This window comes from Atlanticothrix silvestris CENA357, from assembly GCF_016056295.1.
GTDB classification, from domain to species: Bacteria; Cyanobacteriota; Cyanobacteriia; order Cyanobacteriales; family Nostocaceae; genus Atlanticothrix; species Atlanticothrix silvestris.
This window is the reverse complement of sequence record NZ_JAECZB010000062.1, coordinates 40,352-55,280: the sequence shown is the minus strand read 5'-3', so window position 1 is coordinate 55,280 and position 14,929 is coordinate 40,352. Positions and strand designations below refer to the sequence as shown.

Below are 14,929 nucleotides of genomic sequence, written 5' to 3'. Positions count from 1 at the left end.
GATAGATCACTGTCTTAACCGAACAGTATTGCAACTACTCCCACATCAATAGCTAAGAAACCAAAATGCTGTTATTTGAAACTGTTAGAGAAATGGGTCATGAACAAGTTCTCTTTTGTCATGGAAAAAACCCAGATATTAGGGCAATTATCGCTATCCATAGCACGACCTTAGGCCCAGCAATGGGGGCAACAAGATTATTTCCTTATATCAACGAAGAAGCTGCTTTAAAAGACGCGCTTCGTTTAAGTCGGGGAATGACCTATAAAGCCGCCTGTGCTAACATTCCAGCCGGCGGAGGAAAAGCAGTAATTATTGCTAACCCTGAAAATAAAACAGATGACTTGTTAAGAGCTTATGGACGCTTTATTGACAGCCTTAATGGTCGTTTTATTACCGGACAAGATGTCAATATTACTCCTGAAGACGTGCGAACTATTAGCCAAGAAACTAATCATGTAGTCGGCGTATTTGAAAAGTCTGGTGGCCCTGCTCCCATCACAGCCTGGGGAGTTTTCTTAGGTATTAAAGCCGCTGTAAAATTCCGTTGGCAAAGCGAAAACCTTGAGGGGATGAAAGTTGCCGTCCAAGGCTTAGGAAATGTTGGAAAAAACCTTTGTCGCCACTTACATGAACAAGGCGTAAAGCTTTATGTGAGTGATGTCAATCCAGTCAAAGCAGAAGAAATAAAAAACCTATTTACTGCAACTGTAGTAGAGCCAGAAGAAATTTACTCTCTTGATGTAGATATTTTCGCACCTTGTGCTTTAGGAGGAACTCTTAATAGTCACACAATTCCTTTTTTGAAATCCAAGATTATTGCTGGTGCAGCTAATAATCAATTAGGTAATGAGCAATTGCATAGCCAAATGCTTGCAAAACAAGACATTCTATACACTCCTGATTATGTAATTAATGCTGGAGGATTAATTAATGTTTATAACGAAATGATTGGTTATGACGAAGCAAAAGCTTTCCAGCAAGTGCATAACATTTACGACACATTGTTAGCAATTTTTGATATTGCTAAACAACAAGAAATTACAACTAATGATGCCGCTAGGCAATTAGCAGAAGACCGCATTCAAAGCGGCAAACGCAGCAAGACTAAAGCGATCGCAGCTTAATTTTTATTTTATTCAGGAGTGAGAAGTGGAAAAAAATACGTTTGCAACATCGGCTTATATCGCTACTTCATCAAAGAGCGCCTTCGACTACCTTTGTAGTTTAAAGAACTTAGACGAATGGACACTTTATAGCCGGATGAAAGAGCAAGTTGACGAAGATACTTGGTTGGGCACGGCATCTGGTTATCACAAAAATCTTTACTATCACGTTAAGAAATTAGAGAATCCGCTTTTCTACGGCATTGAATGGCACTGCGGGTTAGAGTATCAAAAATATTTTCAAGTTTACCCTGTTTTGCTATTCCCCACCGACTACATTGAGCCAGGAACAGACGAACAAGGTGTGTACTTTCATTGGTTGAGTTTTGTCGATCCTAAACGTCAAACTCAAATGATTATGCAGGGGATTCACACAGTACACACTTCCGAATGTCGCTCTCTTAAAGGTAATTTGGAACGCAAAGCTGGTCATACCACAGCCGCAAAAGGGCGCTATTTTATTGATACTGATACTATCTATGTTGATGCCCCAATTGAAATTGGCATTGAATACTTAAAAGACTTACAAAACATCGATGAGTGGGCGCATTTGCTACGACCAGATGGCAACATTACCGATGGATCAGGCGAATTCAAAGATGAATATGACCAGAAGGTAAAAGTCTCTGTGCGAGTTCATAGTTTGAGTAAATACTACTTACTTGAACAAGAACACTTTTATCCAGATTATGAATATTATCAGCGCTCTGTAGCGTTACTCATCCCCACCGCTTATGCTTTCGCTGATCCAGAAGCTTCTGGTTTTATCCTGCACCGAATTACATTCTGGAAAGCCGATGGAACTGTTACCCACGGCAAACTTCAGATTGAAGACTTTGGGGCTGAAAGTATGAACATTAAACGTTTGCTTGAAGCTAAAGCTGGCAATCTGCAATCATTCGACCGGGGAATGAGCTATTTACCAAAAATTCAAGAGGAGTTAGTTACTAGTCACTAGTCAGTGGTCAGTGGTCAGTAGAAAAACAACTAACAACTGACTACTAACAACTGACAAAAGATAAAATATGAAACTGCAACAACTGACAATTACTTTTCTCGCTTTTTGTATTGCCGCCTTTTCTGGAATGAAAGCTGCGGAAGCGGCATCATTTAAGGTAATTGCTGATGGTCTGAACAATGCAGGAGGTCTCAGTTTTGGCCCTGACGGTAATCTCTACGTAACAGAGGCGGGTTCTGGAGGCAATGGAGCTTGTGTTCCACCATCAAGTGGTCAAGGCGATCCTTTATGTTATGGCACAAACGGTGCAGTTACCAGGATTAAAAATGGTAAGCAAGAGCGTGTACTGACAGGACTTCCTTCTTTAGCATTACCAGATGGTACTGGAGCCGGGGGGGCTCGTGATATCCAATTTGATGCCACAGGTCAGCCTTATATTTTGGTTGGGTATTCGGCTAATCCAGACTTTCGCGATCGCAATTTAGGTGACACTGACCTAGGAAAAATCATCACTGCTGACTTTAACACCAATTCCTGGACAAGTGTTGCCGATTTAGCTAACTATGAACTCGTTAACAACCCCGACGGCAATGATTTAGCTAGCAATCCTTTGAGTTTGTTAATTGATGGCAATACTTTGGTTGCAGTTGATGCGGGTGCAAACAACTTGCTGAGTGTACAGACTGATGGCAGTAATTTACAGACAGTTACTGTTTTTCCCCAAGATATATTGACGAATCCAGTCTTCCCACCTTCTGGTTCTCCATCTAATGAACCATCACAAGTACCATCTCAGGAAGAAGCAGTACCGCCGTCACAGTTTCCCAGTCAAGCAGTACCCTCTAGTGTAGCCAAAGGCCCCGACGGTGCTTATTACGTCAGCCAATTTACTGGTTTCCCTTTTCCAGAAGGTCGCGCAAAAATTTATCGCGTTGGTGTTGATGGTCAAACAACTATCTATGCAGATAATTTTACTCAACTCACAGACTTGGAGTTTGATCCAGCAGGTAATTTGTATGCTTTGCAGTACGCCAATCAGTCGGCTTGGAAGGGCAATTTAGAAGGTTCTTTAATCAAAATAGCTACTGACGGCACTCGGACAACCCTCTTAAGTGGCAACGGTTTAGAGTCGCCAAGTGCTTTGACTATTGGTGCTGATGGTGCAATTTACGTCACCAATCGAGGCAGTAGTCCTGGAAATGGGCAAGTTCTGAGAATTGAAAATATTAAATCTGTACCTGAACCTAATTCTACTTTAGGTCTACTCGCGATCGCCGCTTTGGGCATTGGTTGTTGGCAAAAAAACAGAGCCAACAAAATGTTCGCAAATAAAGTACTGGCGCTCAAGTAAAAAGTTTCACCTTGTGTTCCCCAAAACCTGGGATTAGTTGTGTCTAAAACCATAAAAACTTACCCCAACTACTAACTCTTAATCTCGAAAAACATGAAGCTCAAATCATTTGCTCTTACATCTGTTACATTTTGCTTTGCCGCTATTTGTGGAACGCCATCTGTACAAGCTGCAACACTAACGACAATTGTCGATGGAATCAGTAATGCACGGGCTAATAGCTTTGGCCCTGATGGAAGTCTATACGTGGCAGAACCAGGTATAGGAGGAAACGGGAATTGCCAACCATCTCCAAGTACAATATTTCAGCCTCTTTGTGTAGGCAATACTGGTTCACTCGTTAAAGTCTCACCAGACGGTACCAAAACGCGTTTACTCACTAACTTTCAGTCTGTCGCAGAACAACCCTCCGGCAACCAAGGAGCTGGTATTCAAGATCTGCAATTCGACTCTTTAGGAAATGCTTATCTTTTAACTGGGTTTGCTGGATATCCTGGAAACCGCGATAAAGAAACACTTGAACTTGGTTCCAAATACCCTATCCCAGAAACGCAACTTAACGTTTTCCCGCCATCCGCACCCGATGAAGTTTTGAATGCCCCGAAGTTAGCACAACTATACAAAGTTGACCTGAATACCGGCTCTCTCAACAGTATTTTCGACTTTGGCAAGTATGAAATTATCAACAATCCAGATGGTCAAGATGTAGTTACCAATCCCTACGATCTGACTATCGATGGCGATACTGCTTATGTCGTTGATGGAGGTGGAAATGCTGCTTATAAAATTAAACTTGATGGCAGTGACTCTGAAGCGATCGCAATTCCTAAGAAAATCACTAGTGCCTCAGTGTTGCCATCTGCGCCACCAGGGGAAGAATTACCTCCAGACCTAGTAGAATTACTTCCAGGGTTAGTAGAGATACTTCCTGGAGGACAAGTAGCGATTCAATCAGTACCAACAGGTGGCGCAATTGGCCCCGATGGAGCTTTCTACGTTGGTGAATATACGGGCTTTCCTTATCCAGAAGATCAATCACGGATTTTCCGCATTGGCGAAGATGGGAACCCAGAGGTTTTTCTAGATGGGTTTACGCACATTACCGACTTAACTTTTGATGAGAAAGGCAATTTGCTGGTCTTACAGTTCAGTGACGAGTCCCAGTTAAACGGTGACATCACAAATCTACCTGGATCTCTGATCCAAGTTGCTCCTGACGGCACTCGCACAACACTGGTTTCAGCAGGTGAAGGGCTAGATTCGGCTGATGGAATAGATATTGGCCCTGACGGCAAGATTTATATTACCAACCGTGGTGTCGGCCCAGAAAACGGGCAGGTTGTTCGGGTGGATGGTCTTGTTACCCAAAAAGTCCCCGAACCTACTTCAATACTTGGTTTATTAGCACTTGCTAGTGTAGGCGCAACCAGTGCGATCGCCAAGCGTAAACGCCAAGACAAGTTGGGTGAAGAGTTGCTACCCAAAGCAGAGATAGTCTAATTCCTCATTACCTAGCGTCAGGTAATGGTTAGAAAATAGGCTGCTGCCTCACACAGAAAGTTGCATTTCAAACAGGAGGCAGCAGCCCAAATATTAGGGTTCCCGAACTAGGACTGGGAACGAATATTAGTCTAGGAAAGAGTATACACTCCTACAACCAGGACTTCAAACTCATGGGATTAGTCAAAAACTTATCAATCGGCATTCTCGGTACTGGATTCATGGTGCTGGCGACAGCAGCCCAAGCCAATGCTGTAACATTAACTTACGACAGAAGTATCGGCAGTCCTGGCTTCGGCCCTGGCGAACTATTTGTTCCCCAAGGTATAGCGGTGGATAGCCAAGGGAATACCCTCATAGCTAACGGACGCGGTGTTAACCCGGATGGTACTCCTAACTACGACCTCGGTAACAAAATTGAAATATTTAATCCTAGCGGTCAGTATATTGGAGCAATTGGCTCCGGCGGCACAGGACCTGGGCAGTTTGACGAGCCAACAACTGTAGACTTTAGTCCAGTAACAGGGGATCTGTATTCAGGTGATGTTTACAACAACCGCATCAATCAATTCGATTCTCAAGGTAACTTTATTAGATCTTTTGCAAATGGAGAATTTACCCCTCTGGTAGAAGGTAGATTGTTCTTTGGGCCATCTGGTTTGACATTTGACAAGGATGGCAACGTGTACGTTGGTGATTTTAACGGCGAAAGGATTCTTAAATACACATCAGACGGACAGCAAATTGGTGCCATTGGTGGTACTAGAGGCACTGCACCTGGACAATTTCAAGGTGTAGCAGGTGTAAGAATTTCCCCAGTTAGTGGAAATATCTTTGTAGCTGACCAGTATAACAACCGCGTTCAAGTACTCGATCCAAATGGTAATCCTCTATTGGCATTTGGTTCAGCAGGTAGCGAACCTGGACAGTTTCTTCAGCCAATTGGCATCGAAGTGGACGAAGAAGAAAATATTTATGTAGCTGATTCTATCAATAGCCGCGTACAGGTGTTTGATAAAAACGGTAATTTCTTGACTTCCTTCGGTCAACCAGCCCTAGATGCGTCAGGGAACCCAGTCCCGCCTCCAGCATTCACTGGCCCTCCTTTTGGCAATCCCCTTGACCTCACTCCCGGCAGATTTAACTGGACGGGTGGTACAACCCTCAAAGATGACAAGCTTTATGTGGGTGATTTCTTCCAAGGTCGCGTCCAAGTGCTAAACATAGAAGACAGAGCTAAAGTACCTGAATCTAGCTCAGCATTAGGTCTAACGTTACTTGGGCTGGGAGCTACTACTGTCACGTTAAGGAAACGTCGTCAGCAAAAGTCAATCGTTAGTTTAGAGAAAGCATAAAAAAAGACTAGTGTTTAAAGTTTAGAAGTAGCTCTCTAGGTGTCTCAGGGCTCTTTGCGCGGCAATCGCTACAAGTCGAGAACCCGCTTAACACGCTGCCTTGTCTCTGTGGTTCATCTTTTTTAACCGCAGAGACACAGGGAACGCGGAGTAAAGACTTAAACAAGAACGGTAATTTTTCTTGTTCTCGTCGGACAGGGAACAAGAAGCCCTCAAAATTTATGTAAATAATTGTAATGTCATGTCTGCTGTAATTCATCTAAATTTAACTAGTATTACCGACTTACTGCGTCACTGGATTTTACTGCAAGTTACTCACTCAGCTGTCACTTGGCTAGATGAAAAGCAAGAGCAGATTGCTAAAGGTGCTAGTACGCGAGTATTTTTCACTGCATTCAGCGCTGTGCCACGTTACACAGGCAAAAAACAACTAAACCTAACTTTAAAAGACTTAAAAGCAGCTTCGGCAATTCAAACAGGCTGGTTTCCTGGTAATTGGAGTGTGGATCAAGCGGCTCGGACATTATTAGTATTAACTCTGCCACACAATGATGTAGAGAAATACTTACACACCCTAGAACAAGTATTCACAACTGCTGATGTCGGAGAATTAGTCGCACTATATCAAGCCTTACCCCTGCTACCTTACCCAGAACGGCTACGAAAGAGGGCTGCTGAAGGAGTCCGCAGCAATATGATAGCAGTTTTTAATGCGATCGCTTTACAAAACCCCTATCCAGCGCAATATTTTGATACTCTGGCATGGAACCAGATGATATTAAAAGCTTTATTTGTAGGTAGTCCTTTGCATTTAATTCAGGGGTTGGATTCTCGTGCTAACCCAGAGTTGGCGAGGATGGTAGTTGATTATGCTCATGAACGTCATAGCGCTAACCGTTCTATACCTGCTGAACTCTGGCGATTGGTGGTATGAATGAATGTCTCGCGCAAAGGCGCAAAGGCGCAAAGGCACAAAGAATTTACCTCAAAGAATTTACCTGATTAATACTAAAAATTATGATGTATATTGATCCTCACATTCACATGAGTTCCCGCACAACTGATGATTATGAAATGATGCGGAAGTCGGGAATTGTAGCAGTGATTGAGCCTGCTTTTTGGTTAGGGCAACCGCGTACTAATGTTGGTTCTTTCCAAGATTATTTCAGTAGTTTGGTTGGTTGGGAAAGATTCCGGGCTGCACAGTTTGGTATTAAGCATTACTGCACAATCGGCTTAAATTCTAAAGAAGCGAATAATGAAGCTTTGGCAGAACAAGTAATGGAATTATTACCTCTATATGCTTGTAAAGAGGGTGTAGTTGCCATTGGTGAAATTGGCTACGACGACATGACACCAGCCGAAGATAAGTACTTCCGCCTACAGTTAGAACTGGCGAAAGAACTAAATATGTTAGTGATGATTCATACACCCCATCGTGACAAAAAAGCGGGTACAAGTCGCAGTATGGATGTGTGTATTGAACATGGTTTAAAGCCATCGCAAGTAATTGTAGATCATAACAATGAAGAGACTGTTGCAGAAGTTTTAGAGCGAGGCTTTTGGGCGGCTTTCACAATTTACCCCAACACCAAAATGGGGAATGCTCGTATGGTAGAAGTTGTTCGGGAGTATGGAAGTAATCGCATCATCGTAGATAGTAGCGCGGATTGGGGAGTTAGCGATCCTTTAGCTGTACCTAAGACTGCCTTATTAATGTTGGAACGGGGAATTGCAAAAGCTGATGTGCAAAAAGTTTGTTATCAAAATGCTCTGGCAGCCTACAGCCAAAGCGGTCAAATCCAAGAATCTGACTGGTTGAATCCAACTCCCATCGATCAGCGACAGTTGTTCAATGATAATTCTGTACTGCGAGGACAACAACCATTAGTAGAGTCGCGCCATGATTACGCCCTAATTGAATGAGAATTATGAACACTGCAACATTAACTTCTTACCCCTGGTGGGCATATCTGCAATTGATGCGACCTGCCAATATTATCACTGCATGGGCAGATATCATGGCTGGCTTTGCTGCTTCGGGGTATTTTGTTCTCAATAATCAGTTCAATATAATTCCACTGCTATGGTTGCTACTAGCTACTACTGGTTTATACGGTGGGGGAATTGTATTTAATGATGTATTTGATGCCCAACTAGATGCCAAAGAACGACCAGAGCGACCGATACCTAGTGGTAGAGCGTCTCGAAACGGGGCAACTTTACTTGGTATTATGCTTTTAAGTGTAGGTGTAGCAGCAGCGGCTCAAGTCTCTTGGTTAAGTGCAACTGTGGCGATCGCGATCGCGTCTTTTGCTCTGTTGTATGATGCCTTTGGCAAGCATCACTCTATTCTTGGCCCCATCAATATGGGAGTTTGCCGTGGAGGTAACTTGTTATTGGGTGCAAGTATCTTGCCAATGGTACTTAGAGAATATTGGTTTTTAGCTTTGATTCCCATAGTGTATATTGCTGCGATTACTATCCTCAGTCGGGGTGAAGTACACGGCGCAAAGCTAAATACTGCGTTAGTAGCGCTATCGCTAATTTTGATAGTTATTGCAGGACTGTTAGGGTTAGGGCTGTTAACAAATTATCGACTTCTCACAGCATTACCATTTGTAGTTGTGTTTGCTGCGCGGGTATTGTTTCCTTTTATCCAAGCAGTACGCAAACCTACCCCAGAGCAAATCCGTATTGCAGTTAAAGCTGGAGTTTTATCACTGATTGTTCTAGATAGTACTATAGCAGCGGGTTTTGCAGGTTTCTTCTACGGCTTGCTAGTTCTCAGCCTGCTACTCATTTCGATCAAACTGGCACAAGTGTTTGCAGTGACTTAAAGCATAAATTTTACAATTTGGACTGATTGATATTTATTGGCGATTGCCGCAGAAAATACGGGGATAGAATTTTGTCAGTGGTCAGTGGTCAGTGGTTTGTAGTAAAGATGTCAGGACTTACGCATGGGTAAAGGAAAATAAACCGCAGAGGACGCAGAGTACACAGAGAGCAACAAGCTCAGTGCATCGTTGACAACTGACAACTGACAACTAACCCTCATAGCGTAAAGCCAACATTTTCAAGGTGCTTCTAGGAAAATAATAGCTCATGCACATTCTGATTTATTCTTACAACTATCATCCAGAGCCAATTGGAATTGCGCCTTTGATGACTGAACTAGCAGAAGGCCTGGTAGAACGGGGTCATGAAGTACGGGTAATTACAGGAATGCCCAACTATCCCCAGCGCCAAATTTACGAGGGCTACCGGGGTAAGTTGTACGTTAACGAACAAAAAAATGGCGTTACTATTCAACGTAGCTACCTGCGGATAAAATCCAAACCCAACCTTATAGACCGACTGTTATTAGAATTAAGCTTTGTCTTTACAAGTTTGCCACAAGCTCTTAAAGGGCAGCGACCTGATGTAATTCTCTTAACAGTACCACCGCTATTGGTTTGTTTACCTGCAACTTTACTAGGTTGGTTATACAACTGCCCAGTAGTATTGAATGTGCAAGATATTCTTCCTGAAGCTGCTGTACGTGTAGGATTAATCAAGAATAAATTAATAATTCGGGCTTTTGAAACTTTAGAAAAATTTGCTTATCGCACTGCCCACACTATCAGTGTAATTGCCGACGGTTTTGTGGATAATTTATTACAAAAAGGTGTACCTGCCAATAAAATTGCCTGTATTCCCAATTGGGTAAATCTTAATTTCATCAGACCTTTGTCGAAGCAGAATAACTCTTGGAGAAGGGCGCATCAATTAGATGATAAATTTGTGGTGCTTTATTCAGGTAACATTGCTCTCACTCAAGGTTTAGAAACAGTTGTAGAAGCAGCAGTTCGCTTGCGCCATATCAAAGATATTGCTTTTGTGATTGCTGGTGAATCGAAAGCGCTGGAAAGATTGCAGCAACATTGTCTCAGTTGTGGGGCAGATAATGTTTTGTTAGTGCCGCTACAACCGCGAGAAAAATTACCACAAATGTTGGCAGCAGCAGATGTAGGCTTAATTGTGCAAAAGCGCAATGTAATTTCCTTCAATATGCCTTCCAAAATACCACTGTTGCTGGCTAGTGGTCGCCCAATAGTAGGTTCAGTTCCCGCCACTGGTACTGCTGCCAAAGCCATTCAACAAAGTGGTGGTGGCATAGTTGTTGAGCCAGAATCACCTGAATCTTTGGCAAATGCACTGCAACATTTATATGCAAATCCTGCTTTAGCAGCCCAGCTAGGTAATAAAGGGAGAAAGTTTGCAGTTAAAAACTATGCCTTTGAACAAGCGCTGGATAGTTATGAAAAATTATTCGCTGATGTTGTTGCCAATCGAGCTACAAATTTGGATATTTTACCCAAATTCATTTCCAAAGAATCACTGGCTGATATTTGAAAATTGGGGACAAAAAAAATGCCTTTGAAAGCCATCACTCTTGAGGCTGCATTAGTAAATCATGTCAAACCCCGACGAATTACTATCATCGGTGGACATGGCAGAATGGGAAAATTATTTAAAGAGCAACTTACAGCAGGAGGCCACAACGTTAGTGTTCTCGAACAAGAAGATTGGGAGTATGCAGAACAGCTGTTAAGTCCAGCAGAATTAGTGTTAGTATCTGTTCCCATTGCATATACAGTTGATGTCATTAAGCGTGCAACTAAATATATAGCTCCAACTACGGCATTGTGTGACATCACAAGTATTAAAATACAGCCGACTCAAGCAATGCTCGAACATCATTGTGGGCCTGTTATGGGCTTACACCCAATGTTTGGGCCCAATATCACATCGTTCTTAGAGCAAAAAGTGGTCGTATGTCCAGGACGGAACGATAATTCATTTGAATGGTTATTAGACTTTATTAAAGGTCAGGGTGGAGAGTTAGTTGTTTGTACGCCTGAAGAACACGACGAAATGATGGTGATTATTCAAGCGATGCAGCATTTTTGTAGATTTAGCATGGGCGTTTTTTTGGCTGAAGCAAGCATCGATATTGGTCGGAGTTTAACAATGTCAACTCCTAGCTACCGCCAAGAAATTGAGATTCTAAAACGTTTGTTTGCTCAAAGTCCTAATTTATGCGTTGATATTATGCTAGCTTCGCAAGAAAGATGTCAAGCAATTAGTTCTTTAGCTGATAATTATAGCCGTTTAGCAAGTTTGGTCGCAAAGAAAGATAGAGTTGCATTAATTGAAGAGTTTAAAAATACTCAAAAGTTTTTTGAGTAAAATATGAAATCAAAAAGTAGCATTTTAAAACTCTTACTCTCTGCGCCTCTGCGTCTCTGCGTGGGATAAAAAAGATTTAGTTTATAAGGCTTATCTAAAGTACAGGAAGAAATAATTAACCGCAGATAAGTACCGATAAAGAGAGATGAAAACTATAAATAATAAGTATGTTAATCGATATTTTTCATGATACTGTTTGCCCTTGGTGCCGAATTGGTAAAAAGCATCTTTTCGATGCTCTAGCACAATGGCAAGAAGCAGCAGTACAAATTAACTGGCATCCTTTTCTTCTCGATGATACTGTTCCTGCTTCTGGGCATGAATTTCGCAGCTTTATGCAAACAAAAAAAGGTATTGGAGTCAAAGAACTCCAGTATATGTTTGATTATGTGCGACTAGCAGGGGAGGCTGCTGGAATTAAGCTCGATTTTAATAAAATCGATTTGGCTGTTAATACTAAGCTTTCTCACCGATTAATTGCTTTAGCACCAACAAACGTCAAAAATAATGTTGTAGAAGCAATTTATCAAGCTTATTTTGAAGATGGTTTGAACATTGGAGATATTGATGTTTTGGTTGCCATTGGTACAGCCTATCAAATGGATGCTATTGAATTGCGATCGCAGTTAAGTGATGAAGCTGCGGTTAAGGCAATTGTCACTGAATCAACCTTAGTGCGATCGCATGGTATTACTAGTGTGCCGTTCTTCATCATCAACAACAAAGTCAAGGTAAATGGTTCTCACTCTGTTGAGGTTTTTCTACAAGCTTTAAATAATGCTGCACTTCAGGATATAAAAAGATGATATTAGAGATTAGACAAAAAAAGACATTTAATCTACAACCAATCCATCAACGTGTTTCAGTGAGTTTCAACTATGAAATTTACTTTACTAATAATTTGTTTGAATTAAAAAACCCCACGTTGGCGCAAGTAATTACAGCCGATGGAGAGCAAAAGCCAAAGAAAGTATTAGCAGTAGTAGATGCAGGATTATTAACGTTCTATCCTGATTTACTGAAGCAATTAGCAGTTTATAGCAAGTTTTATGCAGAAGTACTAACATTGGCTGTTGAACCGATGATCGTTCCGGCTGGTGAAGCTGCGAAGAATGATCCAAATTTGTTAGAACAAATCCATCAACAAATTGAAGCCGCGGGATTATGTCGCCACTCCTATATATTGGCAATTGGTGGTGGGGCTGTGTTGGATTTGGTAGGATATGCAGCCGCAACTGCTCACCGAGGAGTTCGTTTGATTCGGATTCCGACGACAGTGCTAGCACAAAATGATTCTGGGGTGGGAGTAAAAAACGGTATCAATGCCTTTGGTAAAAAGAACTTTCTCGGTACATTTGCCCCACCTTATGCAGTAATTAATGATTCTGCATTCTTGACAACATTAAGCGATCGCGATTGGCGTTCTGGGATTGCAGAGGCGCTGAAAGTAGCGTTAATAAAGGATGCTAGCTTTTTTGATTTTATTCACAGCCATAGCACCGCCCTTGTCCGTCGAGATATGGATGTTATGCAACAGGTGATTTATCGCTGTGCCCAGTTACATCTAGAACATATTGCCAACAGTGGCGATGCTTTTGAAATGGGTTCATCCCGTCCTTTGGATTTTGGTCATTGGGCGGCGCATAAATTAGAGCATTTGACGAATTACAGTTTACGTCATGGCGAAGCAGTGGCGATCGGTATTGCTTTGGATAGTACTTATTCTTATCTTTTAGGGCTGCTTGATGGCTCGGAATGGCAACAAATACTACATACACTGACAGTATTGGGTTTTATGTTGTATTTACCAGAGTTGGAAGATTCTTACTCTTTGTTTCAGGGTTTGAGTGAGTTTCGGGAGCATTTGGGGGGTGAGTTAACTTTGACTTTGTTGGAAGGTGTTGGCAAGGGAGTTGAGGTGCATGAGGTGGATTTGAGTTTGTATAAGGAGGCTATTTTGTTGTTGTGTAAGGGATAAGTTTTCTCACGCAAAGGCGCAAAGAAGATAGTTGTCTTCGTGTCTTTGTGGTTCAAAACAAAGACTAAGTTAAAGTGGGCAAAAGATGAAGGTTGGAATTAATAATAATTTTCATTTGACTTATTGCACTAATATTCATCCTGGGGAAGAATGGGGTCAAGTTTTTGCTAATTTAAAGCAGTATATTCCACCTCTTAAAGCACGATTGGCACCTGGTAAATCTTTCGGGATTGGGTTACGTTTAGCAGAGGTAGCAGCTAGGGAGTTGTTAGGGGGAAATGCTTTAAGTGAGTTTCAATTGTGGTTGGAGGAAGAAGATTTATATGTGTTTACTTTGAATGGTTTTCCTTATGGGCGATTTCATCGAGAAGTCGTGAAAGACCAAGTTTATGCGCCGGATTGGTCACAGCAAGAGCGATTGGATTACACTTTACAATTAACGAATATTTTGGCGGCATTATTACCAAATGAAACTGAAGGTAGTATTTCTACATTGCCGTTGTCTTACAAACCTTGGTACAAGGGTAATCAACTTGTTCAAGCATCTGTTATGGATAGTGCTAGTCTCCACATAGCAGAGGTTGTGTCTCGGATGATACGTATCCATGCTGAACAAGGAAAACTCTTACACCTGGATTTGGAACCAGAACCAGATGGATTAATTGAAAACGCTACCGAAGTGGTTGATTATTTCCAAATGCATTTATTACCTATTGGTGGTGCTTATTTAGTAAAACATTTAGGAATTTCGCAAGTCGCCGCTGAAAATTACTTACTAGAGCATGTGCGTGTTTGTTATGACACTTGCCATTTTGCTGTCGAGTATGAAAATCCTGTTTCAGTTTTCCAACAATTTCAAGCAGCAGGGATTCAAGTTGGCAAAATTCAAATTAGTGCTGCATTGCAGGTGAATATACCCGAAAGTGCTGAACAACGCCATCAGCTAGAAGAGCGATTAAATCCTTTTGCAGAATCAACATATTTACATCAAGTAATTGCTCGTGATTCTTACGGGCGATCGCGTCATTATTCAGACTTAGAAACTGCTTTACCAAACCTCAAAAATACCATAGATGAAGAGTGGCGGATTCACTTCCACGTCCCGCTTTTTATCCGCGATTACCAATTGTTGCAGTCTACCCAAGATGACATTATTACCGTATTAAATCTCTTAAAAAATCGCCAAACTTGCACCCATCTAGAAATAGAAACCTACACCTGGGAAGTCTTACCAGAAGACATGAAACTCGATTTATCAGCATCAATACAACGCGAATACGAATGGGTGCTATCAAAATTGTTAACAAAATCCTTAGTCACTAGTAATTAATCACAAAATATTTTAATTATAAAACTCTCAGTTTCCTTTCTTGGCGCTCTTGGCGG

Annotated in this window: 13 protein-coding genes; all 13 read left to right on the top strand. The window is 41.7% G+C overall.

Annotated elements, in window-relative coordinates; translation table 11 throughout:
* Positions 1-65: 65 nt before the first annotated feature.
* The 13 genes from scyB (at position 66) to eboE (ending at position 14,873) form a co-directional block, all read left to right on the top strand.
* A complete protein-coding gene (gene scyB / locus I8751_RS17360) occupies positions 66-1,127 on the top strand; it encodes a tryptophan dehydrogenase ScyB (protein WP_214440377.1) in 1,062 nt (353 codons plus the stop codon).
* Positions 1,128-1,152: 25 nt separating this feature from the next.
* Positions 1,153-2,124: a scytonemin biosynthesis cyclase/decarboxylase ScyC gene (scyC, locus tag I8751_RS17355; RefSeq protein ID WP_214440376.1), complete on the top strand. Its 972-nt coding sequence runs from the start codon at positions 1,153-1,155 to the stop codon at positions 2,122-2,124.
* A gap of 67 nt (positions 2,125-2,191) precedes the next feature.
* The gene (locus I8751_RS17350) at positions 2,192-3,475 is read left to right on the top strand and encodes a ScyD/ScyE family protein (protein WP_214440375.1); all 1,284 of its coding nucleotides are present in this window, start codon (positions 2,192-2,194) and stop codon (positions 3,473-3,475) included.
* Positions 3,476-3,568: 93 nt separating this feature from the next.
* Entirely contained in the window at positions 3,569-4,975 is a 1,407-nt protein-coding gene (locus tag I8751_RS17345) for a ScyD/ScyE family protein (RefSeq protein WP_214440374.1), read from the top strand.
* 173 nt (positions 4,976-5,148) lie between these two features.
* Entirely contained in the window at positions 5,149-6,330 is a 1,182-nt protein-coding gene (scyF, locus tag I8751_RS17340) for a scytonemin biosynthesis PEP-CTERM protein ScyF (RefSeq protein WP_214440373.1), read from the top strand.
* Positions 6,331-6,571: 241 nt separating this feature from the next.
* The gene (locus tag I8751_RS17335) at positions 6,572-7,264 is read left to right on the top strand and encodes an EboA family metabolite traffic protein (protein ID WP_214440372.1); all 693 of its coding nucleotides are present in this window, start codon (positions 6,572-6,574) and stop codon (positions 7,262-7,264) included.
* Positions 7,265-7,347: 83 nt separating this feature from the next.
* Entirely contained in the window at positions 7,348-8,256 is a 909-nt protein-coding gene (locus tag I8751_RS17330) for a TatD family hydrolase (RefSeq protein WP_225894212.1), read from the top strand.
* Positions 8,257-8,261: 5 nt separating this feature from the next.
* Positions 8,262-9,170, top strand: coding sequence for a UbiA-like protein EboC (gene eboC, locus I8751_RS17325; RefSeq protein ID WP_214440371.1), 909 nt, complete (start codon positions 8,262-8,264; stop codon positions 9,168-9,170).
* Positions 9,171-9,438: 268 nt separating this feature from the next.
* Positions 9,439-10,728: a glycosyltransferase family 4 protein gene (locus tag I8751_RS17320; protein ID WP_214440370.1), complete on the top strand. Its 1,290-nt coding sequence runs from the start codon at positions 9,439-9,441 to the stop codon at positions 10,726-10,728.
* Between the two features lie 18 nt (positions 10,729-10,746).
* On the top strand, positions 10,747-11,565 hold the full coding sequence (gene tyrA / locus I8751_RS17315) for a bifunctional chorismate mutase/prephenate dehydrogenase (protein ID WP_214440369.1): 819 nt from the start codon (positions 10,747-10,749) through the stop codon (positions 11,563-11,565).
* 167 nt (positions 11,566-11,732) lie between these two features.
* Positions 11,733-12,371, top strand: a complete 639-nt coding sequence (locus tag I8751_RS17310) for a DsbA family oxidoreductase (RefSeq protein WP_214440368.1) — start codon at positions 11,733-11,735, stop codon at positions 12,369-12,371.
* Positions 12,368-13,543, top strand: coding sequence for a 3-dehydroquinate synthase (locus tag I8751_RS17305; RefSeq protein WP_214440367.1), 1,176 nt, complete (start codon positions 12,368-12,370; stop codon positions 13,541-13,543). The genes I8751_RS17310 and I8751_RS17305 overlap by 4 nt, the downstream gene beginning before the upstream one ends.
* An 85-nt stretch (positions 13,544-13,628) precedes the next feature.
* Complete coding sequence (eboE, locus tag I8751_RS17300) at positions 13,629-14,873, top strand: metabolite traffic protein EboE (RefSeq protein WP_214440366.1); 1,245 nt, start codon at positions 13,629-13,631, stop codon at positions 14,871-14,873.
* Positions 14,874-14,929: the final 56 nt, after the last annotated feature.